The organism is Acidobacteriota bacterium (genome assembly GCA_040754075.1).
GTDB lineage: Bacteria > Acidobacteriota > Blastocatellia > UBA7656 > UBA7656 > JBFMDH01.
The window spans coordinates 23,343-49,321 of the sequence record JBFMDH010000027.1 but is presented as its reverse complement, the minus strand read 5'-3'; the positions used below and the strand labels follow the sequence as shown (position 1 = coordinate 49,321).

Annotated in this window: 18 protein-coding genes; 12 read left to right on the top strand and 6 right to left on the bottom strand. The window is 50.7% G+C overall.

Annotation, left to right across the window (positions count from 1 at the left end; genetic code table 11):
• The first annotated feature begins 72 nt into the window (after positions 1-72).
• From AB1757_23560 to AB1757_23550, 3 genes are all read left to right on the top strand, one after another.
• Positions 73-3,270: a S8 family serine peptidase gene (locus AB1757_23560; protein ID MEW6130033.1), complete on the top strand. Its 3,198-nt coding sequence runs from the start codon at positions 73-75 to the stop codon at positions 3,268-3,270.
• Positions 3,271-3,458: 188 nt separating this feature from the next.
• A complete protein-coding gene (locus AB1757_23555) occupies positions 3,459-4,418 on the top strand; it encodes a threonine/serine dehydratase (GenBank protein ID MEW6130032.1) in 960 nt (319 codons plus the stop codon).
• 324 nt (positions 4,419-4,742) lie between these two features.
• On the top strand, positions 4,743-5,729 hold the full coding sequence (locus tag AB1757_23550; GenBank protein MEW6130031.1) for an ROK family protein: 987 nt from the start codon (positions 4,743-4,745) through the stop codon (positions 5,727-5,729).
• 185 nt (positions 5,730-5,914) lie between these two features.
• Here the strand turns inward: AB1757_23550 and AB1757_23545 are convergent, their stop codons facing one another.
• Both AB1757_23545 and AB1757_23540 read right to left on the bottom strand, forming a co-directional pair.
• Complete coding sequence (locus tag AB1757_23545; GenBank protein MEW6130030.1) at positions 5,915-6,844, bottom strand: acyl-CoA desaturase; 930 nt, start codon at positions 6,842-6,844, stop codon at positions 5,915-5,917.
• 277 nt (positions 6,845-7,121) lie between these two features.
• A complete protein-coding gene (locus tag AB1757_23540; protein ID MEW6130029.1) occupies positions 7,122-8,021 on the bottom strand; it encodes a sugar phosphate isomerase/epimerase in 900 nt (299 codons plus the stop codon).
• A gap of 274 nt (positions 8,022-8,295) precedes the next feature.
• Here AB1757_23540 and AB1757_23535 point away from each other — a divergent pair, with 274 nt between their 5' ends.
• From AB1757_23535 to AB1757_23525, 3 genes are all read left to right on the top strand, one after another.
• Positions 8,296-9,084: a M15 family metallopeptidase gene (locus AB1757_23535; protein MEW6130028.1), complete on the top strand. Its 789-nt coding sequence runs from the start codon at positions 8,296-8,298 to the stop codon at positions 9,082-9,084.
• A gap of 99 nt (positions 9,085-9,183) precedes the next feature.
• A complete protein-coding gene (locus AB1757_23530) occupies positions 9,184-10,638 on the top strand; it encodes a DUF5685 family protein (GenBank protein MEW6130027.1) in 1,455 nt (484 codons plus the stop codon).
• 205 nt (positions 10,639-10,843) lie between these two features.
• Positions 10,844-11,881, top strand: a complete 1,038-nt coding sequence (locus AB1757_23525; GenBank protein MEW6130026.1) for a PDDEXK nuclease domain-containing protein — start codon at positions 10,844-10,846, stop codon at positions 11,879-11,881.
• Positions 11,882-11,955: 74 nt separating this feature from the next.
• Here the strand turns inward: AB1757_23525 and AB1757_23520 are convergent, their stop codons facing one another.
• Entirely contained in the window at positions 11,956-13,119 is a 1,164-nt protein-coding gene (locus tag AB1757_23520) for a dipeptidase (GenBank protein ID MEW6130025.1), read from the bottom strand.
• A 92-nt stretch (positions 13,120-13,211) separates the two neighbouring features.
• A complete protein-coding gene (locus AB1757_23515) occupies positions 13,212-14,303 on the bottom strand; it encodes a ferritin-like domain-containing protein (protein MEW6130024.1) in 1,092 nt (363 codons plus the stop codon).
• Positions 14,304-14,565: 262 nt separating this feature from the next.
• On the opposite strand from AB1757_23515, the gene AB1757_23510 reads away from it, so the two are divergent.
• A complete protein-coding gene (locus AB1757_23510; GenBank protein ID MEW6130023.1) occupies positions 14,566-16,695 on the top strand; it encodes a PQQ-dependent dehydrogenase, methanol/ethanol family in 2,130 nt (709 codons plus the stop codon).
• A 133-nt stretch (positions 16,696-16,828) separates the two neighbouring features.
• Here the strand turns inward: AB1757_23510 and hemF are convergent, their stop codons facing one another.
• Positions 16,829-17,740, bottom strand: a complete 912-nt coding sequence (hemF, locus tag AB1757_23505) for an oxygen-dependent coproporphyrinogen oxidase (protein MEW6130022.1) — start codon at positions 17,738-17,740, stop codon at positions 16,829-16,831.
• A 385-nt stretch (positions 17,741-18,125) separates the two neighbouring features.
• Here hemF and AB1757_23500 point away from each other — a divergent pair, with 385 nt between their 5' ends.
• On the top strand, positions 18,126-20,525 hold the full coding sequence (locus AB1757_23500) for a response regulator (GenBank protein ID MEW6130021.1): 2,400 nt from the start codon (positions 18,126-18,128) through the stop codon (positions 20,523-20,525).
• Positions 20,526-20,669: 144 nt separating this feature from the next.
• Positions 20,670-21,251, top strand: coding sequence for a dual specificity protein phosphatase family protein (locus AB1757_23495; protein MEW6130020.1), 582 nt, complete (start codon positions 20,670-20,672; stop codon positions 21,249-21,251).
• Between the two features lie 233 nt (positions 21,252-21,484).
• Here the strand turns inward: AB1757_23495 and AB1757_23490 are convergent, their stop codons facing one another.
• Positions 21,485-21,658 carry a hypothetical protein gene (locus AB1757_23490; GenBank protein MEW6130019.1) on the bottom strand — a complete coding sequence of 58 codons (174 nt, stop codon included), beginning with the start codon at positions 21,656-21,658 and terminating at the stop codon, positions 21,485-21,487.
• Positions 21,659-21,913: 255 nt separating this feature from the next.
• Here AB1757_23490 and AB1757_23485 point away from each other — a divergent pair, with 255 nt between their 5' ends.
• The 3 genes from AB1757_23485 (at position 21,914) to AB1757_23475 (ending at position 25,976) form a co-directional block, all read left to right on the top strand.
• Positions 21,914-23,950, top strand: coding sequence for a hypothetical protein (locus AB1757_23485; protein MEW6130018.1), 2,037 nt, complete (start codon positions 21,914-21,916; stop codon positions 23,948-23,950).
• Positions 23,951-24,316: 366 nt separating this feature from the next.
• Positions 24,317-24,952 (top strand): sigma-70 family RNA polymerase sigma factor, encoded by a 636-nt coding sequence (locus AB1757_23480; protein ID MEW6130017.1) that lies wholly within the window; start codon positions 24,317-24,319, stop codon positions 24,950-24,952.
• Positions 24,953-24,962: 10 nt separating this feature from the next.
• Positions 24,963-25,976 (top strand): hypothetical protein, encoded by a 1,014-nt coding sequence (locus AB1757_23475; GenBank protein ID MEW6130016.1) that lies wholly within the window; start codon positions 24,963-24,965, stop codon positions 25,974-25,976.
• Positions 25,977-25,979 lie beyond the last annotated feature (3 nt).

The following is a 25,979-nucleotide window of genomic DNA, read 5'->3' as shown; positions in this document are numbered from 1 at the left end:
CAGAGCGTTCAAATCCCTGAACACACAAAATAGTTTTTCTGAAAAACTCAATATCGATTTAGGAGGAATTCGATGAAGCGTACAACGCTGTTTGTCATCATCGTTGTCGGGGCGCTTTTTTTAAGCGGCACCACAGCATTGATGCAACAAGAACCCAGCCAAAATTTATCCTCGGTCGCAGATGTCATGGCGCAAGGCTATATGAACACAGGCGCGTTTCATAAAGTCATCATCGGCGCAGAGGAAACCCAAATTTACAACGAATTACTCGCAAGAAATGCGATCACCGACGAGATTAATTACGGCAGTTTCAAACTCGTCGTCGTCAATGAACAGGCAGTTGGCGGACGCGATGCATTGCAACAACTGACAACCACCAGCGATGAACAAAACTTAATTGCTTTAAATGGTTTTGTACTTGATACCACAAACCCTGAAACCACCTACAAACAATTGCCTGCCAACTTGCGACAAACCAAAATGGCAGAGGCTATGGCACGCGGCATCAATGCCGATAGCGGTCTTTACCTGATTCAATTTGCCGGTCCCGTACAGGACGCCTGGCTTGAAACGCTTAAAGGAACCGGCGCGGAAATCGTCAGCTACATGAGCAACAACGCTTATGTGGTGCGTGCCGATTTCAATGCCGCCGCCAGCTTACCGTTTTACAAATCGCAGAACGGTTATGTGCAATTTGTCGGCGATTATGAACCGGCTTATCGCGTCTCGCCATCACTGCGCGCGGCAATGAGCGCCTCCGACAAAGAGGTTCCAGTCACCGTTCAAGTGATTGATGGCACAGACGCCGAAAGCACCGTCAAAACTCTTGCCAATCTTGCCAGAGAATTTGTCGGTTCGCGTCAGGTGATGAATTATCACAATGTCGCATTGACCATCACCGCTGACCAGATTGAAGCCATTGCCAGACTCGATAACGTATTCGGCATCGAAGAGCGCGGGCAGATTCGCAGACTCGACGAAGCCCAGGGGCAAATCGTTGCCGGAAACCTCACGGGCAACCTGCCAAGCGCGCCCGGTTATTTAAGCTGGCTTGCGGGCAAAGGTTTCACCAGTTCGCAATTCACCACTTTTGCCGTCAACGTGGTTGATGATGCAACCTCGCTCACAGGGCATCCTGACCTTGCCACCTCGCGAGTCGCTTTCACCAATAACCCCACCAGTCAAACCGGCGCACAGGGCGGACATGGATTTTTGAATGCCCACATTATTGGCGGCATCAATAGCGGCACCGGTTCAGCCGTCGAAGATGCCAATGGCTACGACTACGGCTTAGGCATCGCGCCGTTTGCGAGAGTCGGTTCGACGGCAATTTTCGGAGGCGGCACCTCAAGCCCGACAACCTGGGAAAACACCGCTTATGGACAGAGCGCGCGCATATCGAGCAACTCCTGGGGATTTCAAACCCAAACCGGCGGACCGGTCGCCGATTACGATGCCAACTCGCAAGAGTACGACCGCATCGTTCGCGACGCGCAAAGCGGAACCACCGGAAACCAGCAACTCACAGTGGTTTTTGCAGCCGGTAACGACGGGTCAGGCGCCAACACCGTCAGTTCCCCTGCTACCGCGAAAAACGTCATCACCGTAGGCGCAAGCGAAAATGTCCGGCAAACCGGAACTGATGGTTGCGGCATTGGCAACACCGGCGCAGATTCCGCCAACGACATCATCAGTTTCTCTTCACGCGGGCCAGTCAATTCAACCGGCGGCGACGGTCGCGTCAAACCCGACATCGTCGCGCCCGGCACTCACATCGAAGCGGGCGTTCCGCAATCCAACTATAACGGCAGCAGCGTCTGCAACCAGTATTGGCCCACAGGACAAACGCTTTACGGATGGTCAAGCGGCACCTCGCATTCCTGCCCCGCAGTTGCAGGCGGCGCAACCCTCGTCTATCAGGACTTCCTCAACAAAGGACTCGCGGCTCCAAGCCCGGCGATGGTCAAAGCCGCGTTGATGAACTCGGCGGCATATATGACCGGCACAGGCGCGGGCGGCAACTTGCCGTCAAACAGTCAAGGGATGGGACGCATGGATTTAGGGCGTTCTTTTGACAGTTCGCAACGCATACTGGTTGACCAGACGCAGGTGCTTGGCGCAACCGGCAATACTTATCAAATCACAGGCTCTGTAGTTTCAACTTCGCAACCGCTTCGCATTACCCTCGCGTGGACAGATGCAGCGGGACCGACCACAGGCGCGCCGTGGGTCAACAATCTCGACCTCGAAGTAACGGTCGGCGCGACGACCTACAAAGGCAACGTCTTTTCCGGCGCAAACTCTGTAAGCGGCGGCACGGCTGATGGCAAAAACAATGTCGAGTCGGTATTTTTACCGGCAGGCACATCGGGTAATTTCACCGTCACCGTGCGCGCCACCAACATCGCAGGTGATGGCGTTCCGGGCAATGCCGACACCACCGACCAGGATTTCGCTTTGGTGATTTACAACGCCACAACCGGCGGTTCGCCTTCACCGACGATTGGCGTCAGCCCGTCAAGTCTGAGCTTTACGGCAACCGCTGGCGGCGCAAATCCCGCAAACCAATCCTTGAGCATCACCAACACCGGCGGCGGCACCTTGAACTGGACAGCCTCAAGCAACCAGACGTGGTTGAGCGTCAGCCCAACCTCGGGCACCGCTCCGTCAACCGCAACCGTTTCGGTCAACATCACGGGGCTTGCGGCGGGCACCTACAACGGCGCAATCACCATAAGCGCGACCGGCGCGACCAATACGCCTTTGTCGGTTCCGGTTACACTAACGGTGAATCCATCGGGCGGCGGTTGTACGGGTGAGTTAATCGTCAACGGCGGATTTGAAAGCGGCACCACGCCCTGGGTGTTAAGCGGCGCAGTGCGCAGTACCGGCGCATATCCACATAGCGGTATCGCCTACAGCATTCTCGGCGGCGTCAACCGCGCCACGCACACCGAGTATCAAGCAATCACCATTCCTGCCGGTTGCTCGAAGAACCTGAGCTTCTGGTTGAATGTCACGTCGAGCGAAACCACCACGACGACGCAATTCGACCGCTTGTTTATCGAAGTGCGAAGTACATCGGGAACTTTGCTTGGCACGCTTGCGACCTTCAGCAATTTGAATAAGGGCACAGCAGGTGTCTATGTCTTGCGAGGTCCCTACAGTCTGGCATCGTGGGCAGGGCAAACCGTGCGCATTCAATTCCGCGCCACAACCGACGGTTCACTCATCACCTCATTCCGTGTTGATGATGTGACCGTCCAATAAATATCGGCATGGCGTTTGTTAAAGCGCAAGCCGTATGTTTGAATAATCCGCTGATGATGTTTCAACGTTGTCAGCGGATTATTTTTTAGTCCGTAGTCCGTAACATTTTGCCTATTGATGCGACGCAACGATGGCGTGAATCAACTACGGGCTAATGACTACGGACTACGGACTACGGACTACGAACTATGAAAATACCAACTCTTCAAGATGTGTTATTAGCAAAACAAAGAATCAAACCTTATCTGCAACCGACGCCGATGAATTCTTATCCGGCAATCAATGAATTGATTGGCACCGAGGTATTCATCAAACACGAAAACTGCCAGCCGGTTTGCGCTTTCAAAGTGCGCGGCGGCATCAATCTGATTTCGCAGTTAAGCGCCGAAGAAAAAGCCCGCGGGGTGATTGCTGCATCCACAGGCAATCACGGACAATCGGTCGCCTATGCGGCGCAGTTGTTTAATGTCGCGGCGCGCATCGTGGTTCCCGAAAATGCCAATCCCGGCAAGGTCGCATCGATGCGCGGGCGCGGCGCGGAAGTCATTTTTCACGGCGAAAAATTTGACGATGCGCGCAAGCATTGCGAAGCCTTAGCCGAAAAACATGGCTATCGTTACGTGCATTCGGGCGATGAACCGCTGTTGATTGCGGGGGTGGCAACCGAAGCCCTGGAGATGCTCGAAGCCAAGCCCACGCTCGATGTGATTATCGTCCCGGTCGGCGGCGGAAGCGGCGCTGCCGGTTGTTGCATTGCCGCAAAAGCCGTCAGTGCAAACATTCGCGTCATCGCTGTGCAATCGGATGCCGCGCCTGCGGCGTATGAATCGTGGCGAGCCAAACAGATTGTCGAACGCCCGAACCAGACATTTGCCGAAGGGCTGGCGACCGCCATGGGGTTCAATTTCCCGCAACAGATTTTGTGGCAGATGCTTGATGATTTCGTGTTGGTGAGCGATGCGGAAATTTTACAGGCGATGTACTGGATGATTGAACGCGCCCATTCGCTTGCCGAAGGCGCGGGCGCTTCGTCGCTTGCCGCTGCCTACAAATTGCGCGACCGCTTAGCAGGCAAAAAAGTCGGCGTGGTTTGTTCGGGCGGCAACTCGACCGTCGAACATTTGCAGCAGGCGTTGAGTCAGGCTTAATAAATAGTTGTCAATAGACGCACAATGAGAAGGGCGAATCAGCTTTCACGCCTGACGCAAATAACTTCTTGATGAAGTGTTAAGGGGTTAAGGTAAGCCGCTTCTATTTGGCGTGCGATAACTGGTTACCGCTTTTATTTTGCAGCAAACCAATTGCGTGCTCGGATGCGCTCAGGCACTTACGTAAACGTGGCGGCGAGTCACCGCACTGCAAAGCAAGCCTCTCTTAGCGCGCTCGGTCAGTGGCACCAACGGCGCTGATTTGCCTTTTTACGTTTGCCTTTTTATAGTTACGCGCGACGACAAATCTACAAAGAGGAAATAATGAGTTCATACGTTTTGGGAATCGATTTAGGCGGAACAAAAATTGAAGCAGCGGTATTTGATGACGAAGGCAAAATCGCCGGACGCCATCGCGATAAAACCGAAGCCTGGCGCGGACAAGACGAAGTCCTGGAACGCATCGTGATGGTGGCGCGTCAAGCGATAACCAACGCCCGCATTGAATTCGCGCAAATCGCGGCGATTGGCATCGGTTCGCCGGGCCCCCTTGACCCCGACACCGGTCACATTATCGAAACCGCTAACTTGCCCTTCAGAGATTTCCCCTTAGCGCCGCGGCTCGCCGAACAGTTCAACAATTGCCCTGTGGTGTTGAACAACGATGTGGACGCGGGAACGTATGGTGAATTTCGCAAAGGCGCGGCGCAACAAGCCAGATTCGTTTTAGGGGTGTTTGTCGGCACAGGCATCGGCGGCGGACTCATCATTGATGGCAAACTGTATAATGGCTTTAACAAAAACGCTGCCGAAATCGGACACATCGTCATTCGTATGGGCGGTCCCCGATGCGGTTGCGGCAATCGCGGTTGTATGGAGGCGCTCGCCAGTCGCCCGTCGATTGCCCGCGATATTAAACGCGCCATGAAGAACGGCAAAAAATCGCTGATGTCAAAAAAGATGAATAAAGAAGGGGTCATCACCAGCGGCGACATTAAGGAGTGCTATGACGCAGGCGACAAAGTGGTAAAAAAAATCGTCAATCGCGCTGCCGAATACATTGGCGCGGGTATCGGCTCTCTGGTGAATGTCTTGAGTCCCGAAGTGATTGTTTTCGGCGGCGGCGTGGTCGAGGCATTAGGAGAAGATTTTATTCGCCGCATTGAAAAAGAGATTCGCCGCAATGCTTTCGAGTTCAGCATGCAAAATGTGAAAGTGGTAAAAGCCCAGCTTGGCGACGATGCGGGCATTACCGGCGCGGCGATGCTGGCGCGTGAAGCGATTGGCAACAAAGCCGCCAGCGCAAATTGAAAGACCGGTTTTAAAGTTGCGCTTTTTATCCAAAGGCTTAAAGTTCAACGCCTTTGAAAGAGTACGGAACAAACGAAAACAGATAAATTTGCTGATTAGCTCAACGTCATTAATTTTTCCGTCGGTTTCGTTATTTCCGTTTGTTCCGTACGCTCTTTTCAATTTGAATGGAACAACTTTAAACCCTAGGTGCGTTCCGAAAATGCCGCTTCTTGCGGTTTAATATGTTTGATGAGCAAGTGCGCGGGCGGCAACCGCAAATCCTTGACGACCTTAACCCATGATAAAACTTTCAACACGTAGTAGCTGAAATCAATTTCCCACCAGAAAAAGCCTTGTTTGACCGAAGCCATGTAGTGATGGTGGTTGTTGTGCCAGCCTTCACCGCCGGTAATCAATGCCAGTAAGAAATTATTGCGACTGGCATCGGTAGTTTTATATCGGCGGGTGCCCCAGACATGCGCCAGCGAGTTAATCGAAAAGGTACAGTGATATAAAACGATGGTGCTCACAAAAAAGCCCCAGAACAAGCCTTGCCAGCCAAGCAACAGAAAACAGATGACCGCCAGCGTGATGCCGGGAATCCAGTGATAATTATCGAGCCAGCGCAGTTCCGGGTATTTGGCGAAATCTTTGATGGCATCGAAATCCGTGGCTTTGTATTTTTCGCTGATAATCCAGCCGATGTGTGATTGCCAGAAACCTTCCTGAATGGGCGAATGAATATCGCCTTCCTGGTCGGAATATTTATGATGACGACGATGATGCGCCGCCCACCACAGCGGCCCCTTTTGCAAAGCCGAACAACCAATCCACGCCAGAACGAATTGAAAAGCGCGACTGGTTTTATAACTGCGATGCGCAAAATAGCGATGATAACCGGCAGTCACTCCCCACATACGCAACATGTAGGTTGCCACCATCAGTAAAACTGCCCACCAGCTTACGCCGGTAAAAAACACCCCGATGCAGGCAACATGAAGCAGGGTAAAGGGAATGATTTTTATTGAGATTTTGTCTGGTCCATCCAAAGGAAATACCGGCACAGTTTTTTTATCCGGTTCAACTCTGTCCGACGTGATTGGCGTGAAATCCGTAACTTTTACTTCTAACATTCTTTCTCCTAAAAAATTTCTATCCTGATACAACAATGGCATTAAGCTAAAACCCGAAGTGCAAATTTTACCCGGCTTGCAATTACCTGAGGCAACGTCCAGATTGGGTGGAGTGTGCCGCTCCTGATTCTAGCTTAATGCCATGTATTCCAAAGAACGTACCTCATTCTAACAACCCGCCCACGATTTTGAAACAGACAATCCAAGCCCGTGAGTTAATTTTTAATAAATCTTTTAAGCGTTACTCGGCTTCAACCTGACAATTCCCGACGCGGATTCAGGCAAGCAATGCCTGTTTGCAATAGGCAAAGCAGTTTTTCATCTCTTCAAGGGTATCGCTGCCCTTGTATTCATATTCGATATTTGCCGGGATTTTTAATTTTTTATCGCGCAAAAAAGCCAGCACTTGCTTGATTGGCGTATCGCCTTCGCCGAAGGGCAGGTTTGCGCCCTGATTGCGCTTGCGGTCTTTGATGTGCAGGGTGACGATGCGTTGATAATTCTTGCTCAAATAATCCACCGCATCGAAATTTGCCGCGGTGAAATGTCCGATGTCGAGATTGACGCAGATGTATTCGGAAGTTCCCTGCATGGCTTTGGCGAAATCTTCGGCAGTGGCGTATTCGTTCTCTTTGATGTTTGAATGATTGTGAAAGCCGACGCGCATCTTGTATTTTTTGGCATACCCATCAACCCGTTTGGCGACACTGACGGTGCCGCTTGCGGTGATGCAGCGCGCCCCTAATGCCTGCGCCATTTGAAAGCCTTTATCCAACTCTTCGTCGGTAAAATCATCGCGGAAACTGTAATTGAAGGCATAAATATCGACGCCCGCGTTGTTAAAGAGTTGGCGAATCTCTTTGCAACGACCTACTCCCGTCTTGATTCGCCACTGGCGAAGCGCATCGCGGCGCGGCAACTGGGAATCAGCAAACGTTGCAGGGCTGACGTGACCGCCATCCCAGAGTTCACAACTGCCAAGCCCGACGGCTGCCATCGCTTCGACAACTTTATCAACCGGACGGTCGCGAAAACTGTAACTCTGCGCGCCAAGCAACACGCCTTTCACCCGCGAATCAATCATTTTAGTTTTCGCAAACCTCTTTACGGGCAAAGCCGTTACTACAAGCCCTGAAAGCGCAAGTTTGTTCCATTCCCTTCGTGTAAGCTTTTGCATAGGGTCTCCCGATTATCAAAGTAAAGATGAAGAATTTGCTCAGGCGGCAATCATAAATGGCGCGTCCGGCTTTCGCAACTTCATGCATAGTGGCGTAAAGCCGGATCGTTTTTTTTGCATTGTACTGCCAGACGTTTATATCCCTGACTTTGCCGGATAGAAATGCCCAGCAATTCAAGCCTGTAAGGTTTCTGCCTTTTTCGCATAACTGATTGAACGAACTATTGGCAAACGTGTAGCCCGAACCATTCAACGTTAAAAAAGGAGAAGCCTTATGAGAGTTTTAAAATTGAACACGCAGGGCGCTGACGTTAAACGTTGGCAATTATTTTTAATCGGACAAAAATTTGATCCGGGCGCGGCAGATGGCAAATTTGGCAAGAAAACCGCCGCGGCAACCATTGATTTTCAAACCAAAAATAAACTTCCGGGCGATGGATTTGTGGGCAATCAAACACTCGGTAAAGCCTTGCTTTTAGGCTTTGGCATTGTCGAAGACCCAACCGTCAACGGCAATGTAAGCGCCAGCTTTCCACCCTTGCCAAACTTTTCACCGCTCGTCGGCACAGCGGCGCGACAGGCGGTATTCGGTAAATTCGCCTTTAAACACCAGCCGGTTCCCGGCAATAGAGAGAACATCGTGATTACCGACAACTGGGAAAACACCAACATTGTGAAAGTCCAGATTCCCCAACTCGCGGGTGTCAAAGGCGCACCATCATCAGGCAAGGTGCGCTTTCACAAACTCGCCGCCAAACAATTCGCCGATTTATGGGCAGCCTGGGAAACCGCCAACCTGCTTGATCGTGTGCTCAGTTGGGAAGGCAGTTTCGTTCCGAGGTTTCAACGCGGCAGTGTAACCACACTGAGCAACCACGCTTTCGGTTCGGCGTTTGATATTAATGCGGCGTTTAATTCGCTCGGCGCGGTGCCGAAACTGGTCGGCGAAAAAGGCAGTGTGCGCGAACTCGTACAAATCGCCAACGCGCACGGATTTTATTGGGGTGGACATTTCAAAAATCGCAAAGACGGTATGCATTTTGAAGTCGCAGTTATCAAATAGCGGCTTGCTGCAAAAGTGTGGCTATGTCAAACTTTGCCTCGCTCATAACCGGGCGAGGCAAAGTTTTAGCCTGCTAATTTCTCGACACGGAAAAATGCAATGTTCGGATTGATGAAAGCGCGCACCTGCACGCAGCCCGTAGAACTCAAATTGCATCGCCGTTTGCACTATTGCGGCACCTGCAAAACGCTGGGCAGTCTTTACGGGCAGAAATCGCGAATCCTGCTCAATCACGACACGGTTTTCTTAGCAGAGATGCTTTCGGCAATCGCCGCGCCGGATGAAAATTTGCGCGAGTGGCAACGCGCTTATCAATCATTTAATTGTCTGGCATTGCCAACCGCCCAAGACCGGCTGCCGCTCGCTTTGCAAATCGCCGCGACGGCAACCGTCATTCTCGCGCAGTTCAAAATCACCGACCACATCAACGATTCCAAACATTTTCTGTGGAAATCGGCGGGTAAAATTTTTGCCGGGGATTTTCGTAAAGCGCGGGCGCAACTCATTGCCTGGCAATTCCCTTTCGATGAACTGCAAAACATTTTACTTTCGCAGCAATCGCGCGAAATCAACGCCCTTCGCAGCAATCAATCGGCGGGTGAAATACTTGATGATTTAGCCGCGCCGACGGCGCTTGCCACAGCCATGTTTTGCCGAGAGGGAGCGCGGCTCACAGGTAACCTCGACGCCGAAGAGTTGCTTGAGCAGATGGGTTATGTTTTCGGAAAACTCATTTACCTGCTCGATGCTTTTGAAGATTATGAAAAAGATTTACGCAAAGGCGATTTCAATGCCATTCGCGCTGCTTATCGAATCGTCAACGACCCTTCAACGATAAAAATGCCCGATGACCTTTGCGCAGAGGTTAAACGCGAATGTCATCAACTGGCTTTCCAACTCGAAGATAAAATTCGCGCCCTGCCAATGAGCGCAACGTTTGCTGAAATGCTCATCAATCGTTTGCGCCATAACCTATCAGGCAAAATCGGCGCGTTGCCGGTTATTCAACCCATTTGCAAAACCGCGTCGGCAATTTGTCCGACCAAACTCAGTTTCAAAACACGTTTTCGTCAGGCAGTTGATTTCAGTCAAACGCTTGCCAGACGTTACCGAGCTGAACACGCGAGAAAGTTCGGGCGATGGCTTGCGCCGCTCATTTTTCTGCTGGTGTTACCGATTGCTTTTGTCAATCCGCAACAGGCGACCACGGCGAATTCTTTCGGTGAATGCCTGAGCCTCGGTTTGAATTTGATGTTTATCGGCGCGGCGCTCAATGCAATTGCGGCTTTGATTAGCAAGCCGATTCAATTTGCGATGCCCAATAGCGGCGGACAAATCCCGCCTCCGAATTTTAATCAACCGTTGGCTTCCGCAAATCAAGTTGGCAGAAAACGACGCGGTGGTAGCGGCGATAATTCCGACAGCGGTTGTTGCGACAGTTGTGATTGCTGTGATTGCTGCGACTGTTGCGACTGTTCTGATGGCTGCCATTGCGATTGTTGTGATGGGTGTAACTGCTGCGACGGTTGTGACTGCGGCTGCGATTGCTGTTGACTACTGGCAATCTGATCGCGAAAATAAATCACCCGAAGCCAGGGGCAATTTTTTAAAACCGAAAATCATTCGATTCTGCGATTCACGGCATTTTTTAGCCGGTTTACTATACCTGCTCAATGCAGATGCTCTTGCCTGAACGCCAGGGAGTATGACGATGAAAGAACCACGTCAAAATAAAAGTTTAATCAAAACGAAATCGGCGATGACCTACGACGCCACGCTTAATGAATTTGTCGCTTTACTGGAAGCTTCGCGGCGGGCGACCGCGCGTGCTGTTAATTCCATCATGACCGCGACCTACTGGGAAATCGGCAGGCGCATCGTCGAAATCGAACAGGGTGGCAAAGGTCGCGCCGAATACGGTGAAGCATTGCTCAAACGCCTTGCCAAAGATTTGACTGCACGATTCGGACGCGGATTTTCAAGACAAAACCTACAACAGATGAGGCTGTTTTACTTGGCTCACCAAGAGATTTGCCAGACGCTGTCTGGCAAATCTCATCTTGCGGAAATCGCGAAACAGTTGCCGCTTTCGTGGTCGCACTATGTCAAACTCCTTGCTGTCAAAACAGCCGACGCGCGGAAATTTTACGAAGATGAAGCCCTGCGCGGCGGTTGGTCGGTGCGCCAACTTGACCGGCAAATCAACTCGCTGTTTTATGAGCGTGCGCTGCTCTCTAAAAACAAAGCCGCAATGCTTAAAAAAGGTGCATCGCCAAAACCCGAAGATGCGGTGTCGCCCGATGAAGAAATCCGCGACCCGTTGGTTTTGGAGTTTTTGAATTTAAAGGATGAATACTCCGAACTTGAACTCGAAGAGTTAATCATCAAACACTTAGAGAATTTTCTTCTGGAACTTGGCGCAGATTTCACTTTCGTCGGCAGACAAAAACGTTTACGGATTGATGATGAATGGTTTCGTGTGGATTTGGTTTTCTATCACAGGCGTTTGCGCTGTTTAATCCTGATTGATTTGAAACTCGGCAAACTCACCCACGCAGACATCGGACAAATGCACCTCTATACCAACTACGCCAAAGCGCATTGGATGCTCGAAGATGAAAATCCGCCGATTGGCTTGATTCTCTGTTCGCACAAAGGTGAAGCTTTAGCGCGTTATGCGCTCGAAGATTTGCCCAACAAAGTCGTCGCTCGTGAATACCTGATGCTGTTGCCTGATGAAAAAACACTGCAAAGCGAAATCGAAAAAGCCAAGCGCACATTCTCATTGAAAAAATAATTTTTACTTATCGGTTAAGCGCAAAATTTACAGTCCCAAGAATTGCAACACCAAAGGGACGTTTTTAATCCTGTTCATTGCGGCAATAATTCTTTCAACAAGCGAATGACATTGCCGCCCATAATTTTCCCTATCTCTTCTTCGTTGAAACCTTCCTGCAACAAGGCATCAGTGATTTGCACCAACCCCGTGGTATCAAAGGGCGCGGGAATCGCCCCGTCATAATCGGAACCTAAAGCGATGTGGTCAACGCCTATCAGGTTCGCCGTGTAGCGAATCGCTCGGGCAATCGCTTTGGCGTCGTTGCCACAAGTCGCCGTGTCCCAATAACCGATGCCGACCACGCCGCCGGTTTTGGCAATCGCTTTCAACTGGTCGTCGCTCAGATTGCGTGTGTTGTCGCAAGTGCCTTTAACCCCGGTGTGCGAAACAAACACCGGGCGCGTCGCCATTGCCAGCACATCGTCAATCGTGCGCGGCGAAGCGTGGGCGATGTCAACAATCATGTGTTTGGCTTCCAGGCGGCGAATCATCTCTTTGCCTTTTTCGGTGAGTCCTTCTTTTTTGACGCCGTGCGCGGAACCGGCTATGTCGTTATCGAAAAAATGGGTCGGAGCCATCATGCGTATGCCTGCGTCAAAGAGCTTATCAAGGTTATTCAAATCGCCATCCAGAGCGTGCGCGCCTTCGATGCCGAGATAGCCTGCGGTGATTGCTGCATCGTTTTTTCGACGTTCGAGGTAGTTATGCAAATCATTCGCGGTCTTAATGATGGTGAATTTGCCGTTGGAACGGGCGGCGAAATCATGCAGGCGTTTGGATTGATAGAGCGCGCGCGCCGTCAAACTGTTGATTGCCGCAAAGGGCCAACGCTGGGCAATCGCCAGCAAGGTGATGTTATCGGTCGAATCGTCATTGGCTTCGATATTCATATTGCGCGGGGTTTTGGTGACGATAGTAAAAGCTTGAATGGCGACATTGCCTTCGATGAGGCGCGGCACATCTACATGCCCATAAGTAGCGCGTTCCAGTAAATCGCGATTCCAGAGCAGCGAATCGGCGTGCAGGTCGGCGACAAGCAATTTTTTATGGAGTTCCTGGGCGCGCTCCGAAGCCGGATAAGGTGGCGGATTGAGCGTCACATTCATGCTTTTGTCAACCCGCGCAGGCACCACGAAAAACAGCACCAGCAAGCCAACAATGATAACCATAACCAGAGCAATTAATATTTTCTTCAGCACATTTCTCCTAAAAACAGAATAGGCAATAAACAGTCATTAGCCTGATTTGCCACTGCTGCCTACTGCCTACTGCTTACTGCCCGCTGCCATCAATCTCCTTGCGAAGCGCCTTCGCCAACCACAGCATTTACATAAGCGTCGCGGCGCAAACGGTCTAATTCGGCGGCGACGTTTTCATCTTCGGTGGAGAGCTTTTCGACATCGACTTCGGCAAACTCGATGATGCCCATATCGACGAAGGCTTTTTTAATGCGCGGTCCCCAAAGCCCAATGTCTTTAATCGTCGGCACGATGCGCGTAAACAGACGCTTGCGAAATTGCAACATGATTTCGGCGTTTTCCAAAAAGTTCATCAACTCTTGCAAATCAAATCCGAGTCGTTGCCAGATTTCTTCGCCCAAAAATCTATCGCGCATCAAATAACAGGCTTCGACAGCGAACTCTTCGCGCTCGTCGCGTTCTTTTTCGGTGAGTTGCGGATAATAATCTCTGAGCGCCAGGCGTCCGAAGGCGACGTGACGCGCTTCGTCTTCCATCACGTAAGCGTTAATCGCTTTGCCGAGCGGGTCGGTTGCCAGGTCGCGAATCGTGCCGAAGGCGGCAAGCGCCAAGCCTTCGATGATGACCTGCATGGCAAGATAAGTGAAATCCCAGCGCGTGTCGGTGATGCCTTGTTCGATGAGGGTTTTCAAATGCACATTGATGGGATACGCCAGTTGAATTTTTTCGCGCAGGAAACGCGAATAGACTTCAACGTGACGGGCTTCATCAATCACTTGCGTCGCCGCATAAAATTTCGCGTCAATGTCGGGAACCGTCTGCACAATTTTTGCTGTGCAAATCAACGCGCCCTGTTCGCCATGCAAGAATTGCGAGAAGCGCCAGGCTTCCAGATGATGACGGACTTCGGCTTTGCCTTTGTCATCAAGTTTGTTCCAGGTCGGCGAACCATAAATCGAAACGAAATAATCAGGAAATCCCAGCGGATTTTCCAAATCAATTTCGTGCGACCAATCGATTCGTTCATTGGCATTCCACTGTCTGGTTTTGCCTTTTTCGTAAAGGTTGAGCAAACGGTCACGACCTTCGTCATATTCCCAGTTGAAGACCGTTTCAACACCGTTGGTCTCAACTTGCCACTGCGTCTGCTCGACAGGGAGCGTGTACATTCTTGTACTCATCAGGCAATGACTCCTTAATTTGAAAATGAGATTGAAGGAAACGAGAGCTTTTCCATGTGCGAGAGTATTTTGTTTGTTCGCACAAAGTCAAGTACGAAAATTGAAAAGGATTCAGATTTTTATTACGACGTAGTTGAGCGGTGAAAATGCGAGTGCTAGAATGACCGCGCTTTCAATAAAATTCCTCGAAAAGACCAGGCGAAAGAAGGGTAAACCGATGATGAGCCATCTCAGTCTCAAAAGATTTGTCGCATTGACATTAATGTCTGTCTGGATTGTTGGGCAAAACCTTGACCTGCAATCGGTGTTTGCGGTCACCCAAAAAACCAGACCCGTGACGGCGAAATCGCGCAAAGGGGCAAACAGCGAAAAACGCATTCTTGCCGCCGAAAAAGGCGCTGGCGAAGAGGGCAACTGGCTGGCGCACGGACGGACATTTAACGAACAACGTTTCAGCCCGCTCAAACAAATCAACGATAAAAATGTCAAAGACCTCAATCTCGCCTGGGCTTTTAAACTCGATGTTGACCGCGGCACGGAAGCCACACCGATTGTCGTTGACGGCGTGATGTACACCACCGGCGCGTATAGCTTCGTTTATGCGCTCGATGCCAAAAGCGGGAAACTGCTGTGGAAATACGACCCGCAAGTGGCGCGCGATTATGCCGAACGCGCTTGTTGTGATGCGGTCAATCGCGGCGTCGCGGTGCTCGAAGGTAAAGTTTATGTCGCAACCCTTGACGGTTACCTGGTCGCGCTTGATGCCGCAACCGGCAAAGTCGCTTGGAAAGTTGATACGGTGATTGACCGTTCGCGCAAATACACCATCACCGGCGCGCCACGCATCGCCCACGGCAAAATCTTTATCGGCAACGGCGGCGCGGAATTCGGCGTGCGCGGTTATGTGACGGCTTACGACGCGAAGACCGGAAAACAGGCTTGGCGATTTTTCACAGTGCCGGGCGACCCGAAAAAATCTTACGAATCGAAGACCCTGGAGATGGCTGCGAAAACCTGGACGGGCAACAAGTATTGGGAATATGGCGGCGGCGGCACGGTTTGGGATTCGATGGCTTATGACCCGGATTTGAATCTGCTCTACATAGGTGTTGGCAACGGCGCACCCTGGAATCAACATTATCGCAGCCCCGAAGGTGGCGATAATTTATTCCTTTCATCCATCGTCGCATTGAATGCAGATACCGGCGAATACGTCTGGCATTATCAAACCACGCCGGGCGACAAATGGGATTACACCGCAACTCAACACCTGATTCTTGCCGATTTGAATATCAATGGCGCGACTCGAAAAGTGTTGATGCAAGCGCCGAAAAACGGTTTCTTTTACGTGCTTGACCGCGCCACCGGCAAACTCATATCTGCCGAAGCGTATGTGAAAGTAACCTGGGCGACAGGCATTGATAAGACTACCGGTCGTCCGATTCTTTCAGATAGCGCCGATTATGTAAAGCAACCGCAACTGACGTTTCCGAGTCCTTACGGTGGGCACAACTGGCAACCGATGGCTTACAGCCCGCAGACCGGATTGGTTTACATCCCGGCGCAGGAAGTGCCGTTCGTTTATGTCAACGACCCGAATTTCAAAGCGCGCAAACGCGGTTTCAATAACGGGTTGGGATTGATTGCGCTGGGCATTCCCGAAGACGGTTTTTCGGTGAGCGCGATTTTAGCTTCGACCAGTGGCAAGCTTTCCGCCTGGGACCCTGTAAAACAGAAAGAGGTTTGGAAGGTTGATTTCGACAACCCCTGGAACGGCGGCGTGCTGACGACCGCCGGGAATCTCGTCTTCACCGGCACTGCTGATGGTCGCGTTGTCGCTTATTCGGCGGACAAGGGCGAAGCGTTGTGGCAAGCGGCGGCGCAAACCGGCGTGATTGCCCCGCCTATGACCTATATGGTTGATGGCGAACAATACCTGGCGATTTCCGTGGGATGGGGCGGGGCGTTGGGACTCGTAGGCGGCGACATAGCCAGAGCCGCGAAGACCCGTTCGATTGCGCGTGTGTTGGTGTTTAAGGTTGGCGGCAAAGCCACGCTTCCGCCGCTTGCCGATGAAGAGCCGATGCCCGATATTCCGGCGGCGACCGCTTCCGTAGAAGCGGTGCAAAAAGGGCGCGACCTCTATCACACCTATTGCGTTTTCTGTCACGGGCTTGCGGCAGTCGGCGGCGGCGCGATTCGCGATTTGCGTTATCTCAGCAAATCGCGTCATCAATCATTCGTCGGCATTGTGCAAAACGGTTTGGCGACGCGAGGCATGCCCGATTACCGGGATGAATTAAGCATCGAGCAAATCAAATGGATTCAGGCATACATCATCAAACGCGCCAATGATGAAAAAAATCGCAAAACCCCAAGTCAGGGCAAATGACGTGTGTCGCCCTTCGCAAGCAATCTAACAACAACTTAAAGTTGCTTGAAATGACGGAACAAACGGAAACCGGATTTTATTTTTTCGTTTGTTCCGTTGTTTTTCTTAGATTGCAGTTAAAACCCTTTAAAGGTCAGGTGGTCAGCCAATCGTGCGGTTGAAAATATTTTAAGGCTTCGGCTTCGCGGCTCGCGGGTTCGGGTTGGTAATCGTAAACCCAGCGCGCTTCTGCCGGAAGCGACATTAAAATCGATTCGATGCGCCCGCCGGTCTCCAGTCCGAATTTCGTGCCCCGGTCATAAACCAGATTGAACTCCACATAACGCCCGCGCCGAATCAGTTGAAAGTGGCGTTCGCGTTCGCTGTAGGCTTCATCTTTGCGCCGTTCGACGATGGGCAAGTAGGCGGGCAAAAAAGCGCGACCCACGGCTTGTTGAAAGGCGAATAAAAATTCACGGTCGCGGTTTTCCTGTTCGGGCGTCAGGTAATCGAAAAAGATGCCGCCGACGCCGCGCATCTCCTGACGGTATTTAATGGTGAAATAATCGTCGCACCATTTTTTAAATCGCGGGTAATAAGTCGCGTCAAACGGGTCGCAGGCAGCTTTCAAGGTCTGGTGAAAATGGATGACGTCTTCGCGGTAAGGATAGGCGGGCGTTAAATCCGCGCCGCCGCCAAACCAGCCACCAGAGCCTCGTTCAAGGTAACGGAAGTTTGCGTGAACCGTCGGCGCGAATGGATTGTAAGGATGCAAAACCAACGATATGCCGGTGGCAAAAAACTGCGTCCCGCTGCCGACCGGCATCGTCGCCGCGAAGGCTTCGGGAAAATTGCCGTGCACGGCGGAAAAATTCACTCCGGCTTTTTCAAATACTGCGCCCTGTTCCAGTACCCGTGTGCGTCCACCGCCGCCGCCTTCGCGTTGCCACAGGTCTTCACGAAACCCGGCTTTGCCGTCCAAACTTTCAAGCGCCTGGCAAATTTCATCCTGCAAGTTAGAGAAAAAATTTTGCGCGCGTTCTTTAAGGGGTTGTTGATTTTCCATTTTAGTTCCTCTGGTCATCTATAAACCTTACGCCAGACAAGCAAAGGTAGCACATCGCAGGAAGTCGCGAAAAAATAAAAGTGAAGTCATTCCACCCCATTTGTTAAAACTATTGTTAAGTCTAAAACCTTGTGAGAGGATGAACTGTAATTAATTCCCTCCGGCTTTACGCTTCCTTTGCAACATTCTCGTTTGAAAAATTCAATGGCTAATCGCAGGTTGTTGGATTACAGAATTGCCTGCTTGCCCTACCGGTTCGCGTGGCAAGGTTGGCAATCCTATCAGGTATCAAGCGCGGGTCTCGCTCATTACCAATGAAAAAACGGGATACGACAGGACGCTGGGTTTTGGTTGTGCTTTATCGAACCAAGTAAAAAGGGAAATCATGCGATCAATAGAACAACATTTAAATAACCTCACCATTACTACGCGAGCGACTGAAATATTTAATGAAGCTCAGCAGGCAATATTCAAACGTACGGATCGAATGTTTGCTGTATTGATGGCGCTTCAGTGGGTTGCGGCAATCATTGCCGCTTGCCTTATTTCGCCGAAAACCTGGATAGCTGCGCTGGGTCAGATTCAACTGAGCATCTGGGCAGCAGTGATTGGCGGCGGGCTGCTCAGTCTCGTGCCTATTGCGCTGGCAATTTTCCAACCCGGCAAAGGATTGACGCGCTATGTCATTGCGATTACCCAAATGTTGATGGCGGCGTTACTCATATATATCTCAGGCGGACGCATCGAAACCCATTTCCACATTTTCGGTTCGCTGGCATTTTTATCTTTTTACAGGGACTGGCGGGTGTTGATTCCGGCAACCATGGTGATTGCTTTTGACCATATTTTACGCGGTCATTATTTCCCGCAATCGGTTTACGGCGTGACCGGCACCCATGAATGGCGTTGGATGGAGCACGCCGGATGGGTGCTGTTTGAAGATATTTTTCTGTTTATTGCAATTAAAAAAAGTGTCAGCGAGATGTGGGATATTTCCCGGCGAAATGCGGAAATTGAAAATCTCAATATCAATCTCGAATATCGGGTGTCGGAACGCACTGTCCAACTGATAGATATTAATTTTGAACTTGAAAAAGAGGTAGCCGAACGCATCCACGCTCAGGAAGAGATGCAGAAAGCCAAAGAGGCTGCCGAAGCCGCGACCCGCGCCAAGAGCGAATTTCTTGCCAATATGAGTCACGAAATCCGCACCCCAATGAATGCGGTAATTGGTATGACCGGATTGTTGCTGGATACCCCCTTGACCAGTGAACAACGCGAATTTGTTGAAACCATCCGCACGGGCGGCGATTCCTTAATGACGGTCATTAACGACATCCTCAGCTTTTCAAAAATCGAAGCGGGACAACTCGAACTCGAAAACCAACCTTTCTTTTTGAGCGATTGCATTGAAGAGGCTTTCGACCTGATTAGTCAAAAAGCTGCGGAAAAAGAGTTAGACCTCGCCTATGTGCTTGAACCACAAGTTCCCGAAGCCATCATCGGCGATGTCACCAGACTTAGACAAATTTTCGTCAATCTATTGAATAACGCCGTGAAATTTACCCATTCAGGCGAAATTGTGGCGACCATTTCCGCCGAAAAAACTGCCGAAAACCGTTATGAAATTATTGTGATGATTAAAGACACAGGCATCGGCATTCCCCACGATAAAATGGATAAGTTATTCCGTTCGTTCAGTCAGGTGGATGCTTCAACCACGCGCCAATATGGCGGTACAGGGTTGGGGCTTGCCATCAGTAAACGACTCTGCGAAATCATGGGCGGCAGAATGTGGGTCGAAAGCGCGGTCGGCAGGGGTTCAACGTTTTACTTTACGATTAAAGCCGAAGCTGCCAGACGCCATCGTCACATTCATCCGCCGGGAATGCTGGCGCAGCTTGACGGCAAACGGTTGTTGGTCGTAGATGACAATTTCACCAATCGCAAAATATTACTGCAACAATCGCAATCCTGGGGCATGAATCCCACGGCGGTTGCGTCTGCAAAAGAGGCATTACAGTTGCTCGCTTCGGGCGCAACTTTCGACCTCGCTATTCTCGATATGCATATGCCTGAAATGGATGGCGAGACGCTGGCTTGGGAAATTCGCAAGCAATTCAGTTCGCAGACATTTCCACTGGTCTTGCTGTCTTCCGGTTATTACCCGCGAAAGTCCGACAAAGCCGGTCACACACTGTTTTCCGCACTGTTAACCAAACCCATCAAACCTTCACAACTCTACGATATTTTAGTCGATACGCTTGCGAAACAATTTACCCGGACAGCGAAAGTCATCGAATCGCCAACCATTGATCGCACCCTGGGTGAAAGAATTCCGCTGCGCATTCTGCTTGCCGAAGATAATATGGTGAATCAAAAGGTTGCCATCCGCATGCTGGAAAGATTAGGCTATCGGGCGGATGCCGTCAGCACCGGCAAAGAGGTGATAGAAGCCTTGCGCCGCCAGCCCTATGATGTGGTGTTGATGGATGTGCATATGCCGGAGATGGATGGCTTGGAAGCCACCAAACAGATTCGCGAACAATGGATGAAAGAACAACAGCCCCGCATCATTGCTTTGACCGCCGATGCGATGGAAGATGATAAAGAGGTTTGTTTGCGCGCCGGGATGGACGATTACATCAATAAGCCCGTAAAAATTGACCAACTGCAAAATGCGCTTGAGCGGTGCGGACAATTCGCCACTCAAACGGCACCCTCAGGTTTGCGCGGCGAACAACCAAAGCTGTCCAGTCATCCGGCAGAAATTCATCCTTTGTAACAGCCGCAAAAAATTTTTATTGCATCGATTTTCAAAAGACAGTTATCATACTTGAGCGTCACCCCCGAAAAAATAAGAGATTCTAAGGGAGATAAAAGTTTCATGCGCGTGTTTAGAAGAACTGTAAAGGTATCGACAATTACTGTGATTTCTGTTTTGGCTCTGGTCGTGAGCGCCATTGCACAAAATGATAAATCCACTTCATTACCTAAATCCGTTGAGTTCAAACCAACGCTCAAGCTCAAAAATTTCGGACAAATCAATAACAACTATTTTCGCGGCGCTCGCCCGGCTGACCAAGATTACCAATCATTGGCAGCGATGGGTGTGAAAACCATCATCAATCTGGAACGTAAAGGCGACCAGGAGGCGCAACAGAAAGCCGAAGCCGCCGGATTAAAATTTATCCGCATCGGGATGAGCGACAGTGATTCACCCAATGATGCTGATGTGCAAAAATTTCTGAGCCTTGCCAACGACCCTGCCAATCAACCGATTTATGTGCATTGCAAAGGGGGGCGTCATCGCACAGGGCTGGTCACGGCTGTCTATCGCATCGAACACGATGGCTGGACGGCTGACCAGGCATATGAAGAAATGAAGCAATTCGATTTCGGTTACGGCTTCGGACACGGTGATTTGAAAGATTATGTGTACAATTACTACTCGCATAAAGAACAGCAAAACGCCGTCGGACATTCAGCCACAACCGGCAACCCAAAATAAGCCAAATCATTTTTTCGGGGTAAAAGTAGAAAGCGCGAGAGGTGCCCTTCTCGCGCTTTTCGTTTTTACCGTTTGCATAATTTGCGCGCCATTCACTGCGAAAGCGCAAGTCAAATGGCGTTCAGATTTTGAAGGGACAAGCGGTTGTACAAGATGATTCGACGGTTGTTGAAAAGCTTGCCAGCACCTTTGCCCACAACAGAAATTAAATCGGGTATGAGGTTTTCACCGGATTAGCTTGCGGAATTTGCCCACTGCGCCAGAGTGATTTCCCCCATCCTGTCCAACGCCTGGCAATTTCCGATGAGTTTATTCAGTAATTTCGAGTTTTTGCCATTTTCGTAGCGGTTTTCAAGTGGCACGTTCATTGCGTCTATCGTTATAAGCATCAGGAAAGTTGTATCCATCACCAAGTCAGTCTCCACATAGTGAAACCCAATTTCTTCAAATCGCCTGTATCGGTTCATTTGATTTGAAGCCCGCAAGGGGGTGACGTTCCGCATTCAATTAATCAATGAGAACCCGCATTCGTTAAGGTCGGTTTCCTACCCTGCTCAATCACTAATGGATTCAAACAGAAGCAAAGCAGTAAAAGCGCCCTTAACCCATGCGATGCCCAAGCCACCTATAAGACCGGAAAAAGGCTTGGGAAAAGGAGGTGTATGATGAAACAGAAAATACATTTAACCCGCTTTCTTGCCCGACACACCTACAACCGCAGATTCATTTTGAGTATCGCCGTTGTCGCGCTATTTTTATTTTGCAATCGTCCTTACCCGACGCGCGTTCTGGCATCGGCTCCGGGTGATCTCGATCAGGGATTCGGAAGCGGTGGAATAGCAGTTACCTATGTTGCCAATCAAGACCTGCTCGCACAGACCGTCGCCATTCAGCCGGATGGCAAAATCGTGATTGCCGGATTTATTGATACCAGCGATATGACAAGTCCCTCCACACTGGTGCTTGCGCGCTATCTTGCCAATGGAAGTCCGGATTTGGATTTTGGCAACAATGGAATCGTCATTGATGAACACTTCATCGCTTTTGGTATTGCCATTCAACCGGATGGCAAACTCGTCCTTGCAGGACTCAGTAATGCGATGGGAGCGGTCTCTCATTTCGCTCTGGCGCGGTTTAACAGCGATGGCAGCATTGATTCAGGCTTTGGTTCTGATGGCAAGTCGCTGATTGATTTTGGCGGCGTTCCATTAGGCGAGGCAACGGGTTCAGCATTCACTGCATTGCTACTCGCGAATGGCAAAATCGTAGCCGGTGGAACCATCAGCAAACCGGACGGCAATGAAGCGATTGGTCTTGCCCGTTTCAATGCCGATGGCAGTCTTGACACCAGCTTTGGCACCAATGGAAAAACCGCGACAGATTTTTCTTACATCAATGCGGCGGCGCGCGCCTTTCGCCTGCAAGCGGATGAAAAAATCATTGTTTCCGGCGCAGTCGGCAGCAACCCTGTGCTCTGGCAGGATTTTTATCAACCCGATGATCCGAGTATGGATTTTGCTCTCGCAAGATTCAACGCCGATGGCAGCCTGGATACCACTTTTGGCAATTCAGGATTGGTGGTGACGGATTTCTTCGGCAATGTGGATGGCGCTTTCGCCGCAGATATTCTGCCAAGCGGCAAGATTGTCGCCGCAGGCACCGCGCTAAGGAATAGCGACCGCGACAGTGCGGACTTTGCGCTCATTCGCTATAACCCGGATGGCAGTCTGGATAACAGTTTCGGAATCAATGGTAAAGCAACTGCCGATTTCGCCTATCGCGCCGATTTGGCTTATGCCTTATTGCTGCAACCCGATGGCAAAGCCATTGCCCTGGGAAGCGCGCGCGTATCGCTTTTCACCAAATATTTTGCTGTCGCGCGTTTCAATCCGAATGGCAGTTTGGATACAGGATTTGGCGCTGGCGGCAAAACCACCACTACCTATTATTCAGGCTATCCGTCGGCAGCGTTCGGCGCAACGTTCAACCCCGATGGCAACATCATCGCCACGGGATATTGTACAGACCGCGACTACACGGATGCGTTTATGCTGGCGTGCTACACGCGCGGCGCTATCGAAGGAGATTTTTCGATGCTTGCCGATACCACTCAACAAACGGTTACCGCAGGTTCATCGGCTAATTTCAACGTCAACGTCGCAGCCCTCACCAACCCTCCGGCAACAGCAGTCAACCTGAGTGCTACGATTAGTCCGCCGGGCGTTGGCATCACCACAAGCTTTACGCCTGCCAGCATTGGCGCAGGCGCGAGTTCAACGTTGATGGTCAACACCACGACAGACACGCCGCCGGGCGATTATGTCATCACCATCAAAGGCATCGAAGGCGAGATGGTCAAGACCGTTAACGTCACGCTGACCATCGTCCCCGGCATTGATTTTTCTCTCGCTTTTGACTCGCCCACGGTAACCGGGGTGCGCGGCACCAAGGTTAAAATCAGAGTTAATATCAACCGCACAGGCGGTTTCAGCGGAAATGTGACGGTGACGCCGCCTGACCTTGTTGCAGAAGGCATCGTGCCGAAATTTCCGGAACCGATTACCGGGACCGACCCGACAGTAGCCTGGAAATTCAAAATTAAAGGCTGGGCGGAACTCGGCCCGCATAGCCTGACATTTACCGGTAAAGATGAATCGGGCAGAACCCGCACGGCAACCGTTACCCTGATGGTTGAATAAAATCATGCAGAAGGGGGAGGTGAACCTCTCTCTTCTGCTATTCAAGCGGGATTTTCGACCTGCCGATTCGCAGTCAAAACCTCTGCGAATGCACTGCCATACAGTTTTCACCAAAATGATCAAATGTATGCTCATGAAGGCAAAAGTTTAACCTCGGATTGAACCGATAAAGTGGATTTGCCGGATTAAAATTTGTTCAACCAATTCGCTTCATCCGTTTCATCCGGGGTTAAGATTGACCTTTTGTTGGTGAGCGATTGACTTTGCCGGTAAACATCGAACGCTTCTGATTTGCACGCTTTTGCAACAAAAACAAATTTTTTCTCACTTACTGCCAACCGAATTTCGTTAAGCGTGTCTATAGTTGTGACCAAAGGAAAAGGTAAAAAGGATTTGAGCGAAGCGGCATTGATAAAGCGCGCCAAGACCGGCGACCGGGAAGCCTTTTGCGAATTGGCGCGACATTATGAGCGCCGGTTGTACGCCTTGGCGCTTTACTACGCGCGCGACGCTCACGATGCCGAAGATTTGTCGCAGGAAGTCTGGTTGAAAGCCTTTCGCGCTATCGGTAACTTTCGCGGCGATGCGAGTTTTTATACCTGGTTGCGGCGCATTGCCGTCAACACCTTTTTGAATCATCAACGGGAAGCAAAAACCATGACAGTTGAAAACGGCTTAACCGATAACCAACCGTTGACCACAGATGAAATCGAGCGATTGGCGGATGCACAAACGCCCGATGTTGAAGCGGTGTTGATGCAACGCCAGATGGTTGAGCGCGTGAGCGCGGCGCTTGGAGAACTCACCGCACAACAACGGCTCATCTTTTTGCTGAAACACCGCGAAGGCATGTCGGGCGAAGAGATTGCCCAGGTCTGCAATGTTTCAACCGGCACGGTGAAAAAATCGCTGTTTCGCGCCGTGCAGAAAATTCGTGAGCGATTAGGCATTCAAATCGAAGCCAAAGAGGCGACGACACTTGTCGCCAGTAAAACGACATAGGAAAAACGTGATGCACGATTGTCAAAAAATCGAAGCCTGTTTAACCGATTTAATTTTTGCTGAGTTAAACGAACCGGCAAAACTTCAGGCGCTGTCTGAAATCGAAAGCTGCGAGGCTTGCCACGCACAATATCTTTCATTCAAAGCGGCGCTCGCGGTTTTCGACCAAGCCGCAGATTTAATGTTGCCCGATGAAACGTATTGGTCGGGTTATGAAGCGCGTTTGCAGGCACGACTTGCAACAGATGAGAAGCCGCGATTATGGCAACGCCTGGTTGAAGCGATGCGCGTGAGCGTTTTACGACCTGCGTGGGCGATGTCCGTCGCCGCATTAATTGTGATAACCCTGTTGTTGTGGGCGTATCTCAAACAACCGTTGCAGCCATCCACACTGCAAATCGCAGTTAGCGCACAGACCCTGACGCTACCGCAGGAAAACCCTAATCCAAAAGACAACCCCGGTTCATCCTCTAAAAACCAAGACCGGCGTGAACAAAAACTGGCGCAAAATCAGCAGCCGAAAAAGCCAGCGATTCATCAACCAAATGCGCCACAGGTTGCTCAGCACAATACCCAATCGGCACCCAAAATCGAAAAACCGGTTCAGGACGAATTTATCGCTGCAAATGTAAATGCCTTGCCGACTTTGCCGGTGATTTCTCTAGCCGATGAAGAGACCGCCAGACATTTTGAAAAAGCGCAACTGTTATTGCGCGCGTTTCGCAATCTCAATCTCGCAGATAGCGATTCAAAGGCGATGCTTGCCGATGAAACCGAGCGTTCGCGCGCCCTGCTCTATCAAAATGTCTTGCTCAGACGCGAAGCCGAAGCGCGGGGGAATCTCCCCGTTCGACAGGTGCTCGATGACCTGGAGCCGGTGCTGATTGATATAGCCAATCTCTCCGATTCGCCTGTCGCCAGTGACCTTCGCGCCATTCGTGAACGCATGCAAAAGAAAGAGATCATCCCCACGTTGCAGCTTTATTCAACGCGCACGGTAATGGCAAAAGCCGACTTCAATTGAAGT